Raw genomic sequence first — 20,312 nt, forward strand, 5'->3', positions numbered from 1 at the left:
TTCAGGCCAGCCCCAGCTCCTGCATGCGGGCGCTGTGGGTGCGTTGCAGCCGCTCGAAGAACTCGGCGATCTGGGAGAGCCCGCCACCGGTCGACATCACCAGGTCGACGAGTTCGTCGTGCTCGGCCAGTACGTACTGGGCCTGGGTGATGGCCTCGCCGAGCAGCCGGCGTGACCACAATGCGAGCCGGTGACGCTGTCGGTCACTGGCCTTGACGGCCGCCTGCACCTCAGCGACGACGAACTGTGAGTGGCCGGTCTCGGAAAGCACCGCCCGCACCACGTCGGCGATCTCGTCGGGCAGCGCGTCGGCGATCTGGAGGTAGAAGTCAGCCGCCAACGCATCGCCGATGTAGGTCTTGACCAGCGCCTCAAGCCACGTGCTCGGCGTGGTGAGCTGGTGATAGTCCTCAAGCACCGCCGCGTACTTCGTCATCATCGGCACGACGTCGACGTTGCGGCGCTCCAGCGCGTCGCGCAGCAGCTCGTAGTGGGACATCTCGGCGGCGGCCATGCTGGCCATATTGATCCGGCCGCGCAGATTCGGCGCCATCCGCGCCTCCTCGGTCAGCCGGTAGAACGCCGCCACCTCGCCGTAGGCCAACACCGCGAACAGCTCGTTGACGCCGGGATGCTCGACCGACACGCCCGGCCCCGCTGGGTCGGCGATCTGCTCGGTAGATGCGGCGGGCTGCGGCGAATTCATGGCCCAACTGTAGACGCCGACCGACTCCGCGACGCTCTGGCAAAGAAGGGCGGTTATCATGGTTCCAGGCAGCGGCCCCGGAATCGCGGCTGCCGCCGAAGAAATGTGCGTGCACGTGTATGGCTCGCCTCGATGGCCAACCTTCCTCGACGGCAGAGCCCCTTGATGACTCGTCAAACTCGTGTGCGCGTGGAAGCAACGAGGTTTGACCCTGAAAGGCATCGTTACGCGAGCATGACTCCACTTATCTCAAAACCCCACATCACCTTTGCCACACTCGGAGTTCGCGACGAAATCGTGCGCGCACTGACCGAGAAGGGCATCGAGCATCCCTTCGCCATCCAGGAGCTGACCCTGCCGCTGGCGCTCGCCGGCGAGGACCTCATCGGTCAGGCGCGCACCGGCATGGGCAAGACGTTCGCATTCGGCGTACCGCTGCTGAACCGGGTCAGCACCGACCACCAACGCCCGCTCACCGGCATACCGCGGGCCTTGGTCGTCGTGCCGACGCGTGAACTGTGCATCCAGGTCTCCCGGGACCTGTCCATGGCCGCAAAGCACCTGAGGGCAGGAGCCGCAGCGGAGCGCCCATTCACGGTCGTGTCGATCTACGGCGGGCGCCCCTACGAGCCACAGATCGAGGCCCTCCAGAAGGGCGTCGAGGTTGTCGTCGGCACGCCGGGCCGGTTGCTGGACCTGGCCCAGCAGGGCCATCTGCAACTCGGCGGCCTGTCGGTGCTGGTTCTCGACGAGGCCGACGAGATGCTCGACCTGGGCTTCCTCCCCGACATCGAGCGGATCCTGCGCCAGATACCCGACACCAGGCAGTCGATGCTGTTCTCGGCCACGATGCCGGACCCGATCATCACGCTGGCGCGGACGTTCATGAACCAGCCCACCCACATCCGGGCTGAGGCCCCGCACGCCTCGGCCGTGCACGACAAGACCGAACAGTTCGTGTACCGCGCCCACGCATTGGACAAGGTCGAGCTGGTCAGCCGCGTGCTGCAGGCCCGCGGCCGGGGCGCCACCATGGTCTTCACCCGCACCAAGCGCACGGCGCAGAAGGTGTCCGACGAGTTGGCCGAGCGCGGCTTCAAGGTCGGCGCCGTGCACGGTGACCTGGGTCAGGGTGCGCGGGAGAAGTCCCTGAAGTCGTTCCGCGGCGGCGCCATCGACGTGCTGGTCGCCACCGACGTGGCGGCGCGCGGTATCGACATCGACGACGTCACCCACGTCATCAACTACCAGTGCCCCGAGGACGAGAAGACCTACATCCACCGCATCGGGCGCACCGGCAGGGCCGGCCGCACCGGGGTGGCGATCACCCTCGTCGACTGGGACGAACTCGCTCGGTGGACACAGATCGACCAGGCGCTCGGGCTGGACTGCCCCGATCCGGCCGAGACGTATTCGAGTTCGCCTCATCTCTACGACGAGCTGGGCATCCCCGCCGAAGCCCGGGGCACCGTCGGACCCGCCCGGGCCTCGGGAGCGCGGACGTCGGCGCCGAAGGAAGCCGCCCACAAGCAGGACGCGCAGGACAGAGACAACAGGGACAACAAGGACGACAAACCGGCCCGGCGCAGCACCCGCGTCCGGCGGCGCACCCGCGGCGGCAAGCCCGGCACCGGCCACCCGGAGGGCACCGCTGCCGCCGACGAGCAACCCGCTGCGCCGGAGGACGATCAGGATGGCGCCGCTGACGCCACCCATACCGGCCGGCGGCGCCGGCGTCGTCGGCCCCGCAAGACCGAAGCCGCCGCGGCAGGTTAGGCCGCGTTCAGCCCGACCCCGATGGTCAAACCCGAACGCCGTACCCGCGGCGACATCGTCGCGGCAGTGGCCATTGTCGCAGTGGTCGCGATCGCAGCGACCCTGATTTGGTGGACGAGCGACGCCAGGGCGACGATCAGCAGGCCGGCCGCGGCGCCGCTCCCCCCGCTGGAGTCGGCCAGTGACGTGCCGGCGTCGTTGAGACAACTGTGGACGGTGGCGAGCCGGGCCACCACCATGCCCGTCGTCGCGGGCGGTGCGGTGGTGACCGGGGAGGGGCGCACCGTCACCGGACGCGATCCGGCGACCGGCGCCACGGCGTGGAGCTATGCACGCGACGTCGACCTGTGCGGTGTCACGTGGGTGTACACCGACGCGGTGGCCGTGTACCCGGATGTCAGGGGCTGCGGGCAGGTCAGCACCATCGACGGCACCACCGGAAAGCGCGGCCCCGCTCGCACCGGCTATGCCGATCCCGACGTCACCCTCTCGTCGGACGGGACGACCGTATTAGCCGCGGGTGACAGCCGGCTGGAGCTGTGGCGTTCCGACATGGTCCGGATGCTCAGCTACGGCTCGCTGGATGCGCGCATCAAGCCGGATGTCCCCGCCTCGCCGGTGTGCAGGCTGGTGTCGGCTGCCGCGAGCTCCGCGGCCGTGTCCGTGCTCGAGGCCTGCCCAAAACAGCCCGACCTGCGGCTGACGCTGTTGCGCCCGGCCGACGACGAGGATGTGCCCGAACTGAAGTACGTGCCGCAGCCCGGCGTGACGGACGAATCCGGCGCCCGTGTGATCGCGGTGTCGGGCACCACCACGGCCGTGTATGTGCCCTCCCCGGTGCCTGCGGTGAACATCGTCGACGACACCGGCGCGACCGTCGCCACCACACCGCTGACCGGCCCGCCGTCCCCGCAGGCGACCGCGAGCCGGGCGGGCGACCTGATCACCTGGTGGACCGGCGACAGCGTGCTGGTGTTCGACGGCAACGGGCTGGCCTACAAGTACACGGTGACCCCGTCGGGTGAGAACCGTGCCATCGGACCGGCGACGGTAATGGCCGACAGACTGATCGTCCCGGTGACCGACGGTTACGACGTGTTCGATCCCGACACCGGCAAGGGTGAACGCCACATTCCGGTGGCGCGCCGGGATGATCGGACCCCGGTGGTGCCCGCGGTGGCTGGAACGACGATCCTCGAACAGCGCGGCGACGAGCTCGTCGCGCTGGGTTGATCGACCCCCCGGATCACACCTCGGGGGTGAAGGTGGCCATCGCCTTGCCGTTCTTCCAGTGCCGAAGCAGCGCTTCGGCCAGTTCACGGTAGGCGATCGCGCCTTTGTTCCTGCGCCCGGCAAGCACCGACGCCCCCGACGCGCTCGCCTCGGCGAAACGCACGGTGCGTGGGATGGGCGGCGCCAGCACCGGCAGTTGATAGCGGTCCGCGACGTCGAGGAGCACATCGCGGCTGTGGGTGGTGCGTGAGTCGTACAGCGTCGGCAACGCACCGAGCAGCTTGAGGCCGGAATTGGTGATCTGCTGTACGTCGGCGATGGTGCGGAGGAACTGACCGACGCCGCGATGTGCCAGGGTCTCGCACTGCAACGGCACGATCACCTCATCGGCGGCGGTCAGACCGTTGAGGGTCAGCACGCCCAGCGAGGGCGGACAGTCGATGATCACCACGTCGTAGGGCGCCGACCGCGAGCCCGATTCGACGAGCTTCGCCAGCGCGCGCTTCAGCGCATACTCCCGGCCCGCGCGCATCAGCAGCATCGCCTCGGCGCCCGCCAGGTCGATGTTGGCCGGCAGCAGCGTCATCCCCTCGGCGGTGTCCACCAGGGCAGCGTCGGGCTCCACGTCACCGAGCAGCACCTCGTGCACCGACACCGGCAGCTTGTCGGGATCCTGACCGAGCGAGAAGGTCAGACATCCCTGCGGATCCAGGTCGATCAGCAGGACCCGCCGGCCTTTCTCCACCATTGCCGCGCCCAGCGACGCGACCGTCGTCGTTTTGGCAACCCCACCCTTTTGATTGGCGACCGCAAGTACCCGCGTCACACTGCCCATCCTGGCACGCCCGGATCACATGGGGTGGACGTGGGGCACAATCAGATGCCGTGAGCCACGACCAGACCGATGAGCTGTTGACCGCGCCCGCCGCTGGCGGCGTGCTCAAACACCGCCTGCTGCTGCTGCGCCACGGCGAGACCCTGTGGTCGAAGTCGCGCCAGCACACCAGCAGCACCGATCTGGAACTCACCGAGACCGGCAGGATGCAGGCCAAGCTCACCGCCAACGTGCTGGATGGCCTGAGCCTGTACAACCCGCTGGTCATTAGCAGCCCCCGGCGGCGCGCACAGACGACGGCCGAACTGGCCGGGCTGACCGTCGACGTGGTGTCTCCCCTTCTGGCGGAATGGGACTACGGCGAGTACGAAGGCCTCACGACGCCACAGATCCGTGAGCGGGTGCCGGGTTGGCTGCTCTGGCGGGACGGCTGCCCCGGCGGGGAGAGCGTCCAGCAGGTCAGCGACCGCGCCGACGCCGCCATCGAGATGGCACTGGAGCCGATGGCGTCCCGCGACGTGGTATTCGTGGGCCATGGACACTTCTCCCGCTCCGTCCTCTCCCGCTGGCTGGAACTGCCACTGCCCCAAGGGATCCGATTCGAGATGGTCGCGGCGTCGATCGCGGTGTGCGGGTTCGAACGTGGCGAACGTCAGCTGACCGCACTGGGGTTGACTGGCTACGCCCACCCGTGCCTGCCGGCCACTTGAGCGGCTCGGCATACCGTGCGGCGACGGCTGAACCCGCCTTCCTGCTGACCGGGCCCGACGGCGTGCTGCTGGCCTCGGGATTGCGCACTGGCTACCCGCTGCTGTCCGACGCGCAGGCCGCGCTGAGATCCGGAGATGCGCCAATTGTGGTGGGCGCCTTACCATTCGACCTCTCCGATGCGACAGCGCTGCGGTGTCCGCAGTCGGTGTGGACCGCCTATGCCGCGCCCGACGGGCCGAACCGGTCGCTGCCGGCGGTGCGCATCGCCGAAACCCTCCCCGAACCCGATGAGCATCGCGCCCGCGTCAGCGCGGCGGTGCGCAAGCTGAACGACCCGCGCGCGGGGCTGCACAAGGTGGTCCTGGCCCGCGCGCTGCGGCTGGCCGCCGACGGGCCGATGGACGCGGGCACCATCGTCGCGCGGTTGATCGACGACGACGCGACGGCCAGCGTCTACCTGTGCGATCTGACACCGGCGGGCGGCGCGTACACCGGAACCGTCCTGGTGGGCGCGAGCCCCGAACTATTGGTGGCACGCCGCGGCGAAACGGTGATCTGTCGTCCGTTCGCGGGTTCGGCGCCACGGTCGCCGGATCCGGAGCGCGACAGCGCCAGCGGGGCGGCCCTGACCGGGTCGGCGAAGAACCTCCACGAGCACCAGCTGGTCGTCGACGAGATGCGCAAGGCCCTCGACCCGTTGTGCGTCGACCTGCAGATCGCGCCGACGCCCCAGCTGAGCCGCACCGCCGCCGTCTGGCATCTGAGCACCCCCATCACCGGAAGGCTGCGCGACACATCGATCACCTCGCTGGATCTCGCGGTGGCCCTGCATCCGACCCCGGCGGTCGGCGGGGTGCCTGCCGGCGCCGCCGCGGGCCTCATCCGCGACCTGGAGGGCGACCGCGGCTTCTACGCGGGCGCCGTGGGCTGGTGCGATGCGAACGGCGACGGCCGCTGGGTGGTGTCGATCCGATGCGCGCTGCTGTCGGCCGACCGCCGCACCGCCGACGCCCGCGCCGGTGGCGGCATCGTCGCAGAGTCCGATCCGGACGACGAAGTCTCGGAAACCACAACGAAATTCAGGACCATCCTTTCGGCGCTAGGGGTACAGACATGACCGAGCACATCCGCAGGGTGCGGCCGGGCGACGAGACCGAGCTGACCGCGATGATCCACGAGCTCGCCGAATTCGAGCGGGCCGGCCACGAATGCACCGTGACCGAACACCAACTGGCAGAGGCGCTCTTCGGCGAACGGCCGACCGTCTACGCGCATATCGCGGAGATCGACGGCAACGCTGCGGCCGGCGCGCTGTGGTTCTACAACTTTTCCACGTGGGACGGCGTGGCGGGCGTCTACCTGGAGGACCTGTTCGTCCGCCCGCAATACCGCCGCCGCGGCCTGGCCCGCGCGCTGCTGGCGACACTGGCCCGGGACTGCGTCGACGCCGGTTACACCCGGCTGACCTGGGCGGTGCTGGACTGGAACGTCAACGCCATCGCCACCTACGACGCCGTGGGCGCCAAGCCGCAGACCGAGTGGATCACCTACCGGTTGTCGGGCCCTGAGTTGTCGGACCTGGCCGGCCGGTCGCCGGGCTGAACCCCGGCAACCCAATCCAGCGCCTGGCGGCTGAACAGCGGTGCCAACACCGCCAGCGCGACCGCGGTGACCGCGATGCTGTACCACAGCTGGTGTGAGGTGAAGACGTACCAGGCCACCCCGAGCAGCAGCAGGTTCGCGAAGACAGCGATCCCACGCCCCCAGCGCCGTCCGGTGACCAGCGCCCAGCCGCCCGCGAGCACACCCGCGCCGATCAGCAGGAACCAGGCGGCGGTGCCGTAGCCGCTGACAATGTGCTGGTCGGCACCGCCGAATCCGCGGATGACCAGCACGAGGGCCACGATCAGCATGACCAGGCCCTGCGCGGCGACCAGCAACCCCGCCAGACGCACCATCGGCGGCGGCATCACGACGCGCCGCCCAGCTTCCCGGCGAGGAAACGCACCGCCATCTCGTAGCCCATCGGCCCCGCACCGGCGACCACCATCTCGGCGACGGCGGACACGAACGAGTGGTGCCTGAACTCCTCGCGACGGTGGATGTTGCTCAGGTGCACCTCGGCCACGGGCAGGTCGGCACTGCGCAGCGCGTCGGCGATCGCCACCGACGTGTGGCTGTAGGCGGCGGGGTTGATGACGATGCCCGCACAGTCACCCCTGGCCTGGTGGATGGCATCGATGAGCACACCCTCGTGATTGCTCTGCACCGCACGCACCTCGAATCCGAGTTCTTGCGCGACACTTGCCACGAGCTCTTCGATCTGGGCGAGCGTGGTCGCTCCGTAGATCTCGGGCTGGCGGGTGCCCAGCAGATTGAGGTTGGGCCCGTTGACGAGGAGCAGCCTGCGGCGAGCGGGGTTGTCGCGTTCGGTCACCGTCGTACGGTACCGATGCCGTCGAACTGGGCCGCCAGGCGCACCGGCGCGTTATCGACGCCGTACCCGTCATAGCGGCCGAACCGCTGGACGAACTCGAAGAACACGGTGCCCACGGTGCGGGTGTAGAAGTGTACGAAGTGGCCGTGCGCGTCACGGTCGTAGAGCAGGTTCAGCGCGCGCAGCTCGGCGACCATCGCGTCGTCGATGCCGAACCGCCCGGACAGATAGTCGTAGTAATTGTCCGGTACCGCAAGGAACTTCAGTCCGCGCTCGGCGGCCGCCCTGGCCACGGCCACCACATCGGAGCAGGAGAACGCCACATGCTGGGCCGTCTCCGCCCCGTCGAGCACATGCGGGGCGACGTTGAGCAGCAGCCGCACCGCGGAGTCCGGGCTGCGCATGCCCTGGCTGCGCACGAAGCCGTGCGGACCGGGCACCTCGGCGGGCACGTCGGCGCTCAACCCGAAGACGCCGGTGAAGAACAGCACCGCCTCCTCGGCGCTCTGCCAGGGTTGGGCCAGATTGACGTGGTCGACGCTGCGCACTGGTGTCGCGTGTGCGGGTAGTCCGTTTTCGAACTCGTCGACCCACGCCGTCTCGGCGACCCAGAACACCTCGGTGCCGTCGGGTGCGACCGTCGAGCCAAGTTCCTGCTCGGAGGCATAGGTGCGCCGATAGGCCGTCGGCGCCATCAGTTCGGTTGCGCGGCGCGATGTCGCACCCGCGTCGGGAACCTGCAGCCCGACCGCGGCGACGTGCGGTATCTGGTCGCGGGCCTGCTGTTCGTTCAGCACCACGCGCGCGTCACCGGCCACCCACAGCGAGACGGGTTTCGTGCGGTGCCGCCCGGAGGAGGTGAAGCCGAGCTGGCCGAGCAGCACCTCGACCTCGCTGGTGTCCTCGGCCTTGATCTCGACGAAGTCGAACCCGGTCGGCGGCTTGGTGGCGGTGAGGGTGGCCAGGTCGTGACGCCAGCCCTCGCGGTGCGCCGCGGCCGTCCTGTCCTGCAGCAGGCGCAGCGACCGCAGTGCGTGCACCGCGGTGCGGTCGGGGTCGGTCTGGCGAAAGGTGTCGTTGAAGATCTCGAGCGAAAGCGGTCCGTCGTAGCCGGCGGCGAGCACGTGGGAGGTGAACGCCACCAGGTCGAAGTTGCCCTCGCCGGGAAACAGCCGGTGGTGGCGGCTCCAGGACAGCACGTCCATGGTCAGCGCCGGCGCGTCGGCCAGTTGCAGGAAGAAGATTCTGTCGGCCGGGATGCGCTCGATGTCCGCCGGGTCGTGCCCGCGCGAGAGCACGTGGAAGCTGTCCAGACACACGCCGACGTTCGGCCGGTCGGCGAGTTCGACGACCCGCCAGGCCCTGCGGTAGTCGTCGATGAAGCGACCCCAGGCCAGCGCCTCGAACGCGATCCTGATGCCGTAGCGCTGCGCCAGGTCGCCGATCCGGCCGAGCTGATCGGCGGACACCTCGTCGGAGTCGACGGTGGCGGTCGCGACGTTGCCGCAGACGAGCACGGTCTCGATGCCCAGCCGCTGGGCGGTCGCGAAGGTCGCGGCGGCGCGGCGCACGTTGTCGGCGAACGTCGTCTCGTCGACGCCCTCGAGATCACGCAGTGGCTGGTAGAGGTCCAGCGACAAGCCGAGGCGCGCGGCCAGAGCGCGGATCTCCTCGGGCGAGTGATCGGAGGCGATGAGATCGGGTTCGAACAGTTCCACCCCGTCGAAGCCTGCCGCCGCGCATGCGTGCAGCTTCTCGACGAGCGAGCCGGAGAGCGACACGGTCGCTATCGACGTCTTCACGATTCCTCCTGTGACGGGGACCACTTCGGACCTCAATGTACCAAACGGTTAATTGTGACGGAAGCCCCGACGAGGAAGTTGGTCATGCGGACAGTCTTGCGGGCAGTAAGCTGCGCGACGTGGCGGCAAGCCCCAAACCAAGGCTCAAACGGGGGCTCAATGCTGGGCCTAAACAGGAGCTTCAGCGCGACGCCGAACGCACCCGCGGGGAGCTGCTGGCAGTCGCGACCGAGGTGTTCGCCGAATCCGGCTATGCCGGCGCACGGGTCGACGAGATCGCCGAGCGCACCCGCACCACCAAGCGGATGATCTATTACTACTTCGGCGGCAAAGAGCAGCTCTACCTGGCCGTGCTTGAGAACGCCTACCGCGGCATCCGCGATGCCGAGCAGAAACTACGGGTCGACCACAGCCATCCCGTGGAGGCGCTGCGGCGGCTGGCCGAGCTGACGTTCGACCACCACATCGCCCATGAGGAGTTCATCCGGCTGGTGTCCATCGAGAACATCCACCGCGGCGAATTCATCCGGCAACTGCAGTCGCTGCGGGAACTGTCGGCGCCGGCCACCACCCTGCTCGACGAGATCCTGGCAGACGGACGTGCGCAGGGCCTGTTCCGCCAGGATGTGGACGCTCTCGATGTGCACATCGTCATCAGCTCCTACTGCGTGTTCCAGGTGGCCAATCGGTACACCTTCGGATTCCTGTTCGGCGTCGACTTCGCCGAGACCTCCCAGCGTGCCCACCTGCGCCGAATGATCGGTGACGTGGTGGTCGGCTGGGTCACCAACCGCTGACGCACCCGCCGCCCGCGCACGCGAGGAGCGAAAAATCGCACGCACCCGCGCACGCGAGGAGCGAAGTATTTCCCGTGCAGGGGGCTCGCTACCCCGGCTCGCACCTGTCTCGCACTCATCCAGGGACGCGGCTCACACAAAACACTTGACGAGACGCACACCACAGTGCTCTACTTTTGCGAACGTACTAGTTCGTACATTAAGGAGACGGGCACGAGATGACACACCCCAAGGGCCATCACCCCTACCTGGTCGGCCTGGTCGGCACTGGCGTCGGTCCGTCGCTCACCCCCCCGATGCACATGGCAGAGGGGCGCGCGCAGGGCATGGACTACGTCTATCGCACCATTGACCTCGACGTCATCGGTGCTGCGCCCGAGCAGATCGGCGAAATCCTGTCCTGGGCGAAGGCGCTCGGCTACGACGCGCTGAACATCACCCACCCGTGCAAGCAGCGGGTCCTGGCCCACCTCGACGAGGTCGATCCGGTCGCCGCAGCATTGGGCGCCGTCAACACCGTCGTCTTCGAGCAGGGACCCGACGGCATCCGGGCCGTCGGGTACAACACCGACACCACCGGATTCGCCACCGGGTTCACCGAAGGTCTGCCCGGCGCGCCGACCGGCCACGTCGTCCTCGTCGGCGCAGGCGGCGCGGGCGCCGCGGTCGCCGACGCCCTGCTCCGGCTGGGCGCCGCGCACCTGACCATCGTCGACGTCGACATCGACCGCGCCGCCGCGCTGGCCGGTGACCTCGCGACGCGGCACACCACCGCCCAGGTGGATGCCTCGGCCTTCGACAAGCTGTCGGTGCTGCTGCCCGATGCGGACGGGGTCGTCCACGCCACCCCCACCGGCATGGCCGCCCACCCGGGCCTGCCGTTCGACGCCGCACTCCTGCACGCCGGCCTCTGGGTGGCCGACATCGTCTACCGTCCGCTGGACACGCCGCTGCTGCAGGCCGCCCGCGCCGCGGGCTGCCGCACCCTCGACGGCGGCCACATGGCCGTACACCAGGCCACCGAAGCGTTCGCACTCATCACCGGCGTGACACCCGACGCACACCGCATGTCGAGTCACTTCCGTTCACTCGTCGCCGCCAATCCGGCATGAATCGTCCATTCACCCATCACAATTCACACCAAGGAGTTACACACATGACCACCACCGACCAGTCGGATGCGCATACGCGCACCCCCAGGAAGGCCGCGCTGGCCAGTTTCATGGGCAGTGCCGTCGAGTACTACGACTTCTTCCTGTTCGGATCGGCGGCCGCGCTGATCTTCCCGCACATCTTCTTCCCGTCCGGTGACGACGCCGCGCTGGTGATGTCGTTCGCCACCTTCGGCTTCGCCTACGTCGCCCGGCCGGTCGGTGCGTTCATCCTCGGCCACTTCGGCGACCGCATCGGACGCCAGCGGGTGCTGATGTTCACGCTCGTGCTGATGGGTCTGTCCACGTTCATCATCGGCTGCCTGCCCACGTTCGAGACCATCGGCTGGGGTGCCCCCGCACTGCTGGTCGCGTGCCGGCTGATGCAGGGCCTGTCGGCCGCCGGCGAGCAGGCCGGCGCCAGCTCACTGACGCTCGAGCACTCTCCCGACCACCAGCGCGCGTTCTTCACCTCGTGGACGCTCACCGGCACCCAGGGCGGTCTCATCCTGGCCTCGCTGGTGATGATCCCGTTCATGGCGCTGCCCGACGAGGCCAAGTACAGCTGGGGCTGGCGGGTGCCGTTCTGGTTCTCCGCCGTCGTCGTCATCGTCGCCTTCTTCATCCGCCGTCAGCTGCATGAGACCCCGCAGTTCACCGAGGCCAAAGAGGCCGGAACCATCGCCCGCGTGCCGCTGATCCCGCTGATGCGCAACCACTGGGCCGATGTCCTGCGCGTCATCGTCTGCGCCTTCATCGCCGCCGTCTCAACGGTTTTCGCCAACCTGGCGCTCGCCTACGGCAAGAAGGTCGGCCTCGAAGCCGATATCACCCTGTGGCTGGTCGTGGTCGCCAACGTGTTCGCACTGGGCACGCAGCCGCTGTTCGGCAAGCTCGCCGACCGCATCGGCCGCAAGCCGGTCTTCATCTACGGCGCGCTGTCATCGGCGGTGCTGATGCCGTTCTACATGCTCTCGATGAGTGGCGGGAACACCCTCCTGACGTTCGCGCTGGCCGTGGCGACCTTCTCGTTCGGCTACGCCGCCGCCAATGCCGTGTGGCCGGCGTTCTACGGCGAGATGTTCTCCACCGAGGTCCGCTTCTCCGGCATGGCCATCGGCACCCAGCTCGGGTTCCTGCTGGCGGGCTTCGCACCGTCGATCGTCACCGCACTCGGCGGCGTCCGGGAAGGCGGCTGGATCGTGATCAGCGTCTTCACCGCGGTGGTTTGCGTGGTATCCGCCCTGGCGGCCGCGACGGCTCGCGAGACCAAGGACGTGCCCACCGAGCTGCTCGGCAGGAAGGTCCACAGCTCCCCCGACGTGCTGATCAAGCACTGACACGCGGCACACCCGCCGCGCCGGCCCCGCCACCATTCCCCGGGTGGCGGGGCCTTCGCGCGTAAAAGCCTGTTCAGCAATCGATTACGCCTTCCGCACGGGGCCGGCTCACAGCAACCGGCCGATGCCGCGCGCCGCGACTTGCAGGGCGCCCAGCAGCCGCTGGCGGTCGCGCTTGAGGCTGGGCACCACCACCCCGATCGCGGCGGCCACCGCGTCATCGGAGGCCTGCACGACCGGAACCGCCATCGAACACGCCCCCACCGACATCTCCTCGGATGTGGTGGCCACACCTTCCCGACGGATGCGTTCCAGCTGGGCCAGCAGCACCCGTGGCTGGGTGACGGTATGTGCGGTGATGCGAATCAGGTTGGAGCACACCGTCTCCTGTACTTCACGCGGCGCATGGGCCAGCAGCACCTTGCCCACCCCGGTGCAGTGCATGGGCAACCGGCTGCCCACCGTGCTCACGATCGGCACCGACGCCCGGCCCGACATCCGCTCCAGGTAGAGCACCTGGTGGCCGTCCCGCACCGCCAGATGCACGGTAGCCAGGGTGGCGGCGTAGACGTCATGCAGGAAGGGCTCCGCCACCTGCTTCAATCGACCCTCGACCGGCGCCAGCAGGCCGGCCTCCCACAACAGCCTGCCGACCACGTAGCGCCCGTCGCCGCGGCGCGCAAGCGCCCCTCCCGCAACCATTTCCCTGACCAACCGATGCGCCGTCGGCACAGGGATGTCAGCCCGGTGCGCGAGCTCGGTCAGCGCCAGACTGCGGTGCCGTTCGTCGAACGCGGCGATCACCGCGAGCAGGCGGGCGGTCACGGTGACACCCGGTGCGGAGGTGTTCCCGGCCATCTTCACCATCCTTCCGCTGAACGGAAGTCTACTGTGTCCGCCGCCACGCCCGACCCCCTAACGTCTTCTACATGACAGCCCTCGTAAACACCGACCCCGACAGCGCATCGGCGAGCCAGGCGGAGATCAACGCGGAGATCGCGGCGATCGAAACCGGCTACCTGCGCACCGGCGTCGAAGAGACCCAGCCCCGCCTCGACTACGCCCCCTATCGCAGCAGCCTGCTGCGGCATCCGACCAAGGATCTGCACCACGCCGATCCGGAGACGATCGAGCTGTGGGCGCCCTGCTTCGGCGAGCGCGACGTGCACCGCCTCGAATCCGACCTGACCATCCAGCACAACGGCGAACCGATCGGCGAGCGCATCATCGTCACCGGACGCATCATCGACGGCGACGGCCGTCCGGTGCGCCGCCAGCTCGTCGAGATCTGGCAGGCCAACGCAGGCGGACGCTACGTCCACAAGCGCGACCAGCATCCCGCGCCACTGGATCCGAACTTCACCGGGGTCGGTCGCTGCCTGACCGACGACGACGGCAACTACCGGTTCACCACCATCAAGCCCGGCCCCTACCCGTGGAAGAACCACCACAACGCGTGGCGGCCTGCGCACATCCACTTCTCGCTGTTCGGAACGGATTTCACGCAGCGGATGATCACCCAGATGTATTTCCCCGGCGATCCGCTGTTCGGCCTCGACCCCATCTATCAGTCCATCACCGACCAAAAGGCACGCGACCGGCTCGTCGCCACCTACAACCACGATGTGACCACCCACGAGTGGGCGACCGGCTACCGCTGGGACATCGTGCTGACGGGAAGCAACAGGACGCACTTCGAAGCAGAGGACCACGACCTATGAGCACACTCCTGACCGCAACTCCGGGCCAGACCATCGGGCCGTTCTACGGCTACGCCCTTCCGTTCGAGCGGGGCAACGAGCTGGTGCCGCCGCAGACGCCCGGCGCCGTCCAGTTCCACGGCGTGGTGACCGATGGTGACGGCAAGCCGGTTCCGGACGTCATGCTGGAGATCTGGCAGGCCGATGCCGACGGCAACGTTGCGCAGTCTGCAGGCTCGCTGCGCCGCGACGGGTGGACGTTCACCGGCTGGGGCCGGGTATCCACCGACGACGAGGGCCACTTCAGGTTCAGCACGGTCGAGCCGGGTCCCACCGAGCCCGGTAAGGCGCCGTTCATCGCTGTCACCGTGTTCGGCCGCGGGCTGCTCAACCGACTGTTCACCAGGGCATACGTGCCGGGCGAAGACCTCGACGACGACGCGCTGCTGGCCGGCCTCCCCGAAGACCGCCGCGCCACCCTGATCGCCGAACGCGACGAGCAGGGGCTGCGGTTCGACATCCGGTTGCAGGGCGAGCGCGAGACGGTCTTCCTGCGCTACCCGGGACAGTGAGCGTGCCCGACCTGTTCTGGCCCGGCGACGAGCGCGCGGGGGACGTGATGAGCCAGACCGCGTTCCTCCGCGCGCTTGTCGAGGTCGAAAATGCCTGGCTGGCAGTGCTTGTCGAGGAAGGCGTGGCGCCCCGCTCGGCGGGTGCCGACTTGACCTCGATGGTCTCCACCGACGACGCCGGACCGATCGCCGCGGGCGCCGAGCGTGACGGCAACCCGGTCACCGGCCTCGTCGCGCTGCTGCGAAAACGTGCGGGCACGGACTACCCGGACGCCGCGCGCTGGTTGCATCGCGGGCTGACCAGTCAGGACGTCCTCGACACCGCGCTCATGCTGTGCCTGCGCGACGCACTGCGCAGGGTCGACGAAGAACTCACCGCACAGGTGGCAACCCTGGTCCGGCTCATCGAAACCCGCCGGGATGCGCCGATGCTGGCACACACGCTGACCCAGCCCGCCCTGCCCAGCACGGCCGGGCTGAAGTTCGCCACCTGGCTGTCCGCCGTGCTCGACGCCCGCCGGACACTGGCGGCCCTGCCTGCCCTTCCCGTCCAGGCCGGCGGCGCGGCGGGCACGCTGGCCGCCACGACGGAGCTCACCGCATCACCGGATGCCGCGGTGGCACTGGCCGACGCGCTCGCCTCGGCGCTGGGACTCGCCGCCGCACCGCCCTGGCACACCGTGCGATCGGTCGTCACCCGCTCCGGCGACGCGCTGGTCGGCTGCTGCGATGCGTGGGGCCATCTGGCCGCGGATATCGCCACCGGCAGCCGCTTCGAGATCGGCGAGTTCGCCGAGGGGCAATCCGGCGGTTCGTCCACCATGCCGCATAAGCGCAACCCCGTCGCGGTGGTACTGCTGCGGCGCGCCGCACTGGCCGCCCCGGGCCTCGGTGCGACGCTGCACTCCGCGTCGGCGGCCAGCGTCGACGAGCGCGCCGACGGCGCCTGGCATGCGGAGTGGTCGACCCTGGCCATTCTGGCCCGGCGGACCGTGGTGGCCGCGGCCCAGGCGTCGGAGCTACTGTGCGGCCTGACCTTCGACGGCACCCGCGCGGCGGCCAACCTCGCGGCGGCCGACGGCGTTCTGGCCGAACAACGAACAATGAGCGGACTCACCGGACGTCCACCCGCCCCGGCTTATCTCGGTGCCACCGACCGGCTCGTCGACGCGGCACTGCAACGGGCCAGAGAACAATTGAAGGAACCGCAATGAGCGCTGCCCCGACGATCACCGGCACCGATTTCGGTGGCCCCGACGACGCACCGCTGCTGGTGCTCGGGCCGTCGCTGGGAACCTCGGCGGCCACCCTGTGGGGGACCGCGGCACGACGACTCGCCGCCCGATTCCGGGTGATCGCCTGGGACCTGCCGGGTCACGGCGACTCCCCCGCCTACGCCGAACCGTTCACCATCGCCGATCTGGCCGCGGGAGTGCTCGCGCTCGTCGACCGCGTCAGTCCCGGGGCCGGATTCCACTACGGCGGCGACTCCGTCGGCGGCTGTGTCGGTTTGCAGCTGGCCCTCGATGCCCCGCAGCGGATCCGGACCGCCACCCTGGTGTGCACCGGCGCGGTGATCGGCACCGCCGAGTCCTGGGCCGAACGGGCGGCCACGGTGCGCGCGTCGGGAACCGGGGCGCTGCTCGTCAGCTCCGCGCAACGCTGGTTCGCCGCGGGGTTCACCGACAAGAACCCCGACACCAGTTCGGCGTTGCTGCATGCGCTGCGCGACGCCGACGACGAGAGCTACGCGCGGGTCTGCGAAGCGCTCGCCCGATTCGACGTGACCGACCGGCTGGCCGAGATCGCGGCGCCGGTGCTGTGCATCGCCGGCGCGGACGACATCGCCACCCCACCGGAATCCCTGCGCCGCATCGCATCCGGTGTGAAGGACGCGCAGCTGAGAGTGCTGGACGGGGTCGCCCACCTGGCCCCTGCCGAGACGCCGCTGAAGGTCGCCGATCTCATCGCCGGGCTCGCCGCTCCCGATGTCTACACCGCAGGGATGGCGGTGCGCCGGGAGGTGCTCGGCGACGAGCACGTCGACCGGGCCATCACGGCGACAACGGATTTCACCTCCGACTTCCAGGATCTGATCACCCGCTACGCGTGGGGCAGCATCTGGACCCGGCCCGGTCTGGATCGCCGCAGCCGGTCCCTGATCACGCTAACGGCGCTGATCGCCCGCGGCCATCACGAAGAGCTCGCGATGCATCTGCGTGCCGCGCGCCGCAACGGCCTGACCGACGACGAGATCAAAGAAGTGCTTCTCCAGGCGGCGATCTACTGCGGTGTACCGGACGCGAACACCGCCTTCCGGATCGCCGCGCAGGTGCTGGGCTGATCCGTCACAGGAGCCTCACGAAGTCTCTCCGAACAGATCGGCGATCGAGGTCGCCGCGCTGAGACCGAGAGCGCGGGAACATTACCCATCGCGTCCGCGTTGGTAGGCATATCGATATGTATACAGACGTAGACATGGGATATGACCATCCCGCGATTCTTAGGAGCCCGAATGTCAGCTCGTTCGAAAGTCATCCTGGTTACGGGTGCCTCCCGGGGCTTGGGGCGTGACATCGTCATCGCCGCATTGGCGGACGGGCATCGGGTCGTCGCCGGTGTCCGGTCCGTCCCAGCACTGACCGATCTAGCAGCTGAGCATCCTGAATCATTGGTCGTCGTCGAACTCGACGTGACCAACGATGGGCACGTGCGCGGCGCGGTGAGCGCGACGGTGCAGCGATTCGGCCGCATCGACGTGTTGGTCAACAACGCCGGCTACGCCAACATGGCCGCGATCGAGGACGTCGACTTCGAGGACTTCACCGCACAGGTGGATACCAACTTCTACGGCGTCGTTCGCCTGACCAGAGCCGTGCTGCCGATCATGCGGGCCCAGCGATGCGGTCATATCGTGCAGATCTCGTCGGTGGGAGGGCGACTCACCCGACCGGGCCTGGCCGCCTACCAATCATCGAAGTGGGCGGTGAACGGGTTCTCCGGTGTCCTCGCCGCGGAGGTCGCTCCGTTGGGGATCAAGGTCAGCGTCCTGGAACCGGGCGGGATGCGTACCGACTGGGCAGGGTCGTCCATGCGAGTCGATCCCGTGCGCGCGGAGTACGCGCAAACCGTGGGGACCGCGGCCGGGATGAGCAGGACGGGCCATCTCGGCGCCAGCGATCCGGCCAAGGTTGCCGATCTGGTCCTGCAGGTCATCGGCATGGCAGCGCCACCCGCTCGGCTACTCGTCGGTCCGGATGCCTTTCGGTACGCCACGGCGGCGGGACGTGACCTGCTGGCCTCGGACGAGAAATGGGAGACGCTCAGCGTCTCCACCGCCGCCGACGACGCCACCGCCGAACAACTCAACCCGCTTGGAGTCGAAACCGCATGCAACTGAGGGTGATTCGCACACAATGGCGTCCTTCTCGAGCGCTCCTGTCATGACACACTGCGACGCCGACGCTTCGGCTTCGGCACAGGGGTGTTGACGATCGCGCCGAACACCTTCTCCAGCGCGTCGCGCAGGAAGCGCCTCTCGGTCTCGTCGACCGGATGCGGCGCAACGATGCGCTGCATCAGGAGGGCTCCGCTGATCACCCCGAGAATCAGATCTGCTTGCGGTTGAGCACTCGGCCCGGGAAGCGCGTCGACGAGCCGAGTCTTCACGTGCCGCTCGATCGCACCCCGGACGATCTCGGTGGCGTCTGCGTTCGACACCGACCGAAGCATGATCAGGAAAGGTGCCGGCAGATCATCGTCGGGCGCGATCCGCGCCACCAACTCCGACGCGATGTCGCGAGCGATGGTTGCGGCGTCTCGTGGCTGCTCAGCGACGAATACCGGCGCAGCGAAGGATGTTTCGACTGCCTCGGCGAACAGCTGTCGTTTGGATCCGAAGTAGCGGTTCACCAGCATGGCGGTGACCCCCGCGCCCTGTGCGATCTCGCGAACGCCGACCCCGTCGTATCCGGCGCGGGCGAAGGCCACGATCGCCGAGTCCAGTATCGCCTGGCGGGTGGCCGCCGCGTTCTTGGGTCGACGCTGTTGCGAGGGCACGACAACCAAGCTAGGGAATCATTCCGCCAAAGTCTACGTTCGTACAATTGCCGATGTCTACATACGTAGACTTAATGGAGGTTGACTATGGATATGGCTGAGATGGCTCGCGGGTCGGCACGGGTGGCAATGGGCCACTCCGATCTGACCGTTCGACCGATTGGGTTGGGCTGCATGGGAATGTCGCAGTTCTACGGTGACGCCGATGATGACGAGTCGGTGTCGACCATTCGCGGCGCCCTCGATCTGGGCGTCGACTTGTTGGACACCTCCGATGTGTACGGAGCATCCGACATCACGTGGGGCGTCGCGATCAAGGGATTCGGACACAACGAAGCACTCATCGGACAAGCGCTCGAGGGGCGTCGTGACCAGGTCGTCCTGGCCACGAAGTTCGCCGCCAGAATCAACGACGATCACAACGGCATCGCCATCAACGGACATCCGGACTACGTCCGGACAGCCTGTGACGCCAGTCTCCAACGGCTCCGCACCGACGTCATCGACCTGTACTACTACCACCGCATCGATCCTCGGGTACCGATCGAAGACACGGTCGGAGCGATGAGTGATCTGGTGGAGGCGGGGAAGGTCCGCGCGATCGGCCTTAGCGAGGCCTCACCGGATCACCTCCGGCGCGCGCACAGCGTGCATCCGATCTCCGCGCTGCAAAGCGAATACTCCCTGTGGGAGCGAGGTGTCGAGGCCGGCGGCGACAACAGCGTAGTGGCAACCTGCCGTCAACTCGGCATTACGCTGGTGCCGTACAGCCCGCTCGGACGATCCGCACTGACCGGCGCTCTGCAACCAGGCGCCACTTTCGCACAGAGTGACTTCCGCGCTACGAATCCCCGGTTCAGCGCCCACAATCTGGCGAAGAACCTCGCACCCGTGGAGCAGCTCAAGATCATGGCGCGCGGTAAGGGCTGCAGCCCAGGGCAACTCGCACTTGCCTGGCTCCTCGCCCAGCCGCTCGACGTGGTCGCCATCCCCGGCACCAAGCGACTGGCTTTCGCACGAGAAAACCTCGCGGCAACTGACGTGGCCATCAGCGCCGACGAAGTCTCCTACCTTTCGTACGCCTTCAGTCCGGACCTGATCGCCGGTGACCGGTACTCCGCCGTTCACGCACGGACGGTCCCGGCTCCCGTCTCACCGCAAGGACGTCCCTCGGGAGAATGACGTGACCTACC

At 68.3% G+C, this 20,312-nt stretch carries 21 protein-coding genes; 14 read left to right on the plus strand and 7 right to left on the minus strand.

What is annotated here, in order from left to right; genetic code table 11:
- Window position 1: 1 nt before the first annotated feature.
- Complete coding sequence (locus tag ADBZ6K_RS15980; protein WP_526348360.1) at window positions 2–706, minus strand: ferritin-like fold-containing protein; 705 nt, start codon at window positions 704–706, stop codon at window positions 2–4.
- Between the two features lie 234 nt (window positions 707–940).
- Between ADBZ6K_RS15980 and ADBZ6K_RS15985 the strand changes: the two genes are divergently transcribed.
- Both ADBZ6K_RS15985 and ADBZ6K_RS15990 read left to right on the plus strand, forming a co-directional pair.
- On the plus strand, window positions 941–2,482 hold the full coding sequence (locus ADBZ6K_RS15985; protein WP_526348362.1) for a DEAD/DEAH box helicase: 1,542 nt from the start codon (window positions 941–943) through the stop codon (window positions 2,480–2,482).
- A gap of 21 nt (window positions 2,483–2,503) precedes the next feature.
- Window positions 2,504–3,715, plus strand: coding sequence for an Rv3212 family protein (locus ADBZ6K_RS15990; RefSeq protein ID WP_526348364.1), 1,212 nt, complete (start codon window positions 2,504–2,506; stop codon window positions 3,713–3,715).
- A gap of 13 nt (window positions 3,716–3,728) precedes the next feature.
- Here ADBZ6K_RS15990 and ADBZ6K_RS15995 read toward each other — a convergent pair whose 3' ends face one another.
- Complete coding sequence (locus ADBZ6K_RS15995; protein ID WP_526348366.1) at window positions 3,729–4,550, minus strand: ParA family protein; 822 nt, start codon at window positions 4,548–4,550, stop codon at window positions 3,729–3,731.
- A gap of 50 nt (window positions 4,551–4,600) precedes the next feature.
- On the opposite strand from ADBZ6K_RS15995, the gene ADBZ6K_RS16000 reads away from it, so the two are divergent.
- The 3 genes from ADBZ6K_RS16000 to ADBZ6K_RS16010 are packed head-to-tail and all read left to right on the plus strand — an operon-like array spanning window position 4,601 to window position 6,863.
- Complete coding sequence (locus ADBZ6K_RS16000; RefSeq protein ID WP_526348368.1) at window positions 4,601–5,260, plus strand: acid phosphatase; 660 nt, start codon at window positions 4,601–4,603, stop codon at window positions 5,258–5,260.
- Window positions 5,242–6,378 carry an isochorismate synthase gene (locus ADBZ6K_RS16005; RefSeq protein WP_526348370.1) on the plus strand — a complete coding sequence of 379 codons (1,137 nt, stop codon included), beginning with the start codon at window positions 5,242–5,244 and terminating at the stop codon, window positions 6,376–6,378. The genes ADBZ6K_RS16000 and ADBZ6K_RS16005 overlap by 19 nt, the downstream gene beginning before the upstream one ends.
- Complete coding sequence (locus tag ADBZ6K_RS16010) at window positions 6,375–6,863, plus strand: GNAT family N-acetyltransferase (protein ID WP_526348372.1); 489 nt, start codon at window positions 6,375–6,377, stop codon at window positions 6,861–6,863. The genes ADBZ6K_RS16005 and ADBZ6K_RS16010 overlap by 4 nt, the downstream gene beginning before the upstream one ends.
- Here the strand turns inward: ADBZ6K_RS16010 and ADBZ6K_RS16015 are convergent.
- From ADBZ6K_RS16015 to ADBZ6K_RS16025, 3 genes are read right to left on the minus strand one after another with little or no spacing between them, the layout of a single operon-like run.
- Window positions 6,809–7,219, minus strand: a complete 411-nt coding sequence (locus ADBZ6K_RS16015) for a hypothetical protein (protein WP_526348374.1) — start codon at window positions 7,217–7,219, stop codon at window positions 6,809–6,811. The two genes, ADBZ6K_RS16010 and ADBZ6K_RS16015, sit on opposite strands and share 55 nt — an antisense overlap.
- A gap of 11 nt (window positions 7,220–7,230) precedes the next feature.
- On the minus strand, window positions 7,231–7,698 hold the full coding sequence (gene aroQ, locus ADBZ6K_RS16020; protein ID WP_526348376.1) for a type II 3-dehydroquinate dehydratase: 468 nt from the start codon (window positions 7,696–7,698) through the stop codon (window positions 7,231–7,233).
- A complete protein-coding gene (locus ADBZ6K_RS16025) occupies window positions 7,695–9,500 on the minus strand; it encodes a sugar phosphate isomerase/epimerase and 4-hydroxyphenylpyruvate domain-containing protein (RefSeq protein WP_526348378.1) in 1,806 nt (601 codons plus the stop codon). Before ADBZ6K_RS16025 ends, aroQ begins: the two co-directional genes overlap by 4 nt.
- A 119-nt stretch (window positions 9,501–9,619) precedes the next feature.
- On the opposite strand from ADBZ6K_RS16025, the gene ADBZ6K_RS16030 reads away from it, so the two are divergent.
- The 3 genes from ADBZ6K_RS16030 to ADBZ6K_RS16040 all read left to right on the plus strand — a co-directional run bounded on the left by ADBZ6K_RS16030 (window position 9,620) and on the right by ADBZ6K_RS16040 (window position 12,788).
- Window positions 9,620–10,297 carry a TetR/AcrR family transcriptional regulator gene (locus tag ADBZ6K_RS16030; protein ID WP_526348380.1) on the plus strand — a complete coding sequence of 226 codons (678 nt, stop codon included), beginning with the start codon at window positions 9,620–9,622 and terminating at the stop codon, window positions 10,295–10,297.
- A gap of 218 nt (window positions 10,298–10,515) precedes the next feature.
- Window positions 10,516–11,409 carry a shikimate dehydrogenase family protein gene (locus ADBZ6K_RS16035; protein ID WP_526348382.1) on the plus strand — a complete coding sequence of 298 codons (894 nt, stop codon included), beginning with the start codon at window positions 10,516–10,518 and terminating at the stop codon, window positions 11,407–11,409.
- 44 nt (window positions 11,410–11,453) lie between these two features.
- Complete coding sequence (locus ADBZ6K_RS16040; protein ID WP_526348384.1) at window positions 11,454–12,788, plus strand: MFS transporter; 1,335 nt, start codon at window positions 11,454–11,456, stop codon at window positions 12,786–12,788.
- Window positions 12,789–12,896: 108 nt separating this feature from the next.
- On the opposite strand, the gene ADBZ6K_RS16045 is transcribed toward ADBZ6K_RS16040, so the two are convergent.
- On the minus strand, window positions 12,897–13,646 hold the full coding sequence (locus ADBZ6K_RS16045; protein ID WP_526348386.1) for an IclR family transcriptional regulator: 750 nt from the start codon (window positions 13,644–13,646) through the stop codon (window positions 12,897–12,899).
- 71 nt (window positions 13,647–13,717) lie between these two features.
- Here ADBZ6K_RS16045 and pcaH point away from each other — a divergent pair, with 71 nt between their 5' ends.
- The 5 genes from pcaH to ADBZ6K_RS16070 all read left to right on the plus strand — a co-directional run bounded on the left by pcaH (window position 13,718) and on the right by ADBZ6K_RS16070 (window position 18,460).
- On the plus strand, window positions 13,718–14,509 hold the full coding sequence (gene pcaH / locus ADBZ6K_RS16050; RefSeq protein ID WP_526348388.1) for a protocatechuate 3,4-dioxygenase subunit beta: 792 nt from the start codon (window positions 13,718–13,720) through the stop codon (window positions 14,507–14,509).
- Complete coding sequence (gene pcaG / locus ADBZ6K_RS16055; protein ID WP_526348390.1) at window positions 14,506–15,060, plus strand: protocatechuate 3,4-dioxygenase subunit alpha; 555 nt, start codon at window positions 14,506–14,508, stop codon at window positions 15,058–15,060. The genes pcaH and pcaG overlap by 4 nt, the downstream gene beginning before the upstream one ends.
- Window positions 15,061–15,062: 2 nt before the next feature.
- Window positions 15,063–16,274, plus strand: coding sequence for a 3-carboxy-cis,cis-muconate cycloisomerase (pcaB, locus tag ADBZ6K_RS16060; protein ID WP_526348460.1), 1,212 nt, complete (start codon window positions 15,063–15,065; stop codon window positions 16,272–16,274).
- Window positions 16,271–17,404 (plus strand): bifunctional 3-oxoadipate enol-lactonase/4-carboxymuconolactone decarboxylase PcaDC, encoded by a 1,134-nt coding sequence (gene pcaDC, locus ADBZ6K_RS16065; RefSeq protein ID WP_526348392.1) that lies wholly within the window; start codon window positions 16,271–16,273, stop codon window positions 17,402–17,404. Before pcaB ends, pcaDC begins: the two co-directional genes overlap by 4 nt.
- Before the next feature lie 171 nt (window positions 17,405–17,575).
- Window positions 17,576–18,460 carry an SDR family oxidoreductase gene (locus tag ADBZ6K_RS16070; RefSeq protein ID WP_526348394.1) on the plus strand — a complete coding sequence of 295 codons (885 nt, stop codon included), beginning with the start codon at window positions 17,576–17,578 and terminating at the stop codon, window positions 18,458–18,460.
- 41 nt (window positions 18,461–18,501) lie between these two features.
- On the opposite strand, the gene ADBZ6K_RS16075 is transcribed toward ADBZ6K_RS16070, so the two are convergent.
- Window positions 18,502–19,119, minus strand: coding sequence for a TetR/AcrR family transcriptional regulator (locus ADBZ6K_RS16075; RefSeq protein ID WP_526348396.1), 618 nt, complete (start codon window positions 19,117–19,119; stop codon window positions 18,502–18,504).
- Between the two features lie 93 nt (window positions 19,120–19,212).
- On the opposite strand from ADBZ6K_RS16075, the gene ADBZ6K_RS16080 reads away from it, so the two are divergent.
- Window positions 19,213–20,301, plus strand: coding sequence for an aldo/keto reductase (locus ADBZ6K_RS16080; RefSeq protein ID WP_526348398.1), 1,089 nt, complete (start codon window positions 19,213–19,215; stop codon window positions 20,299–20,301).
- Window positions 20,302–20,312 lie beyond the last annotated feature (11 nt).

Origin of the sequence: Mycobacterium sp. (assembly GCF_044223235.1) — a bacterium.
In the GTDB taxonomy this organism is placed as follows: domain Bacteria; phylum Actinomycetota; class Actinomycetes; order Mycobacteriales; family Mycobacteriaceae; genus Mycobacterium.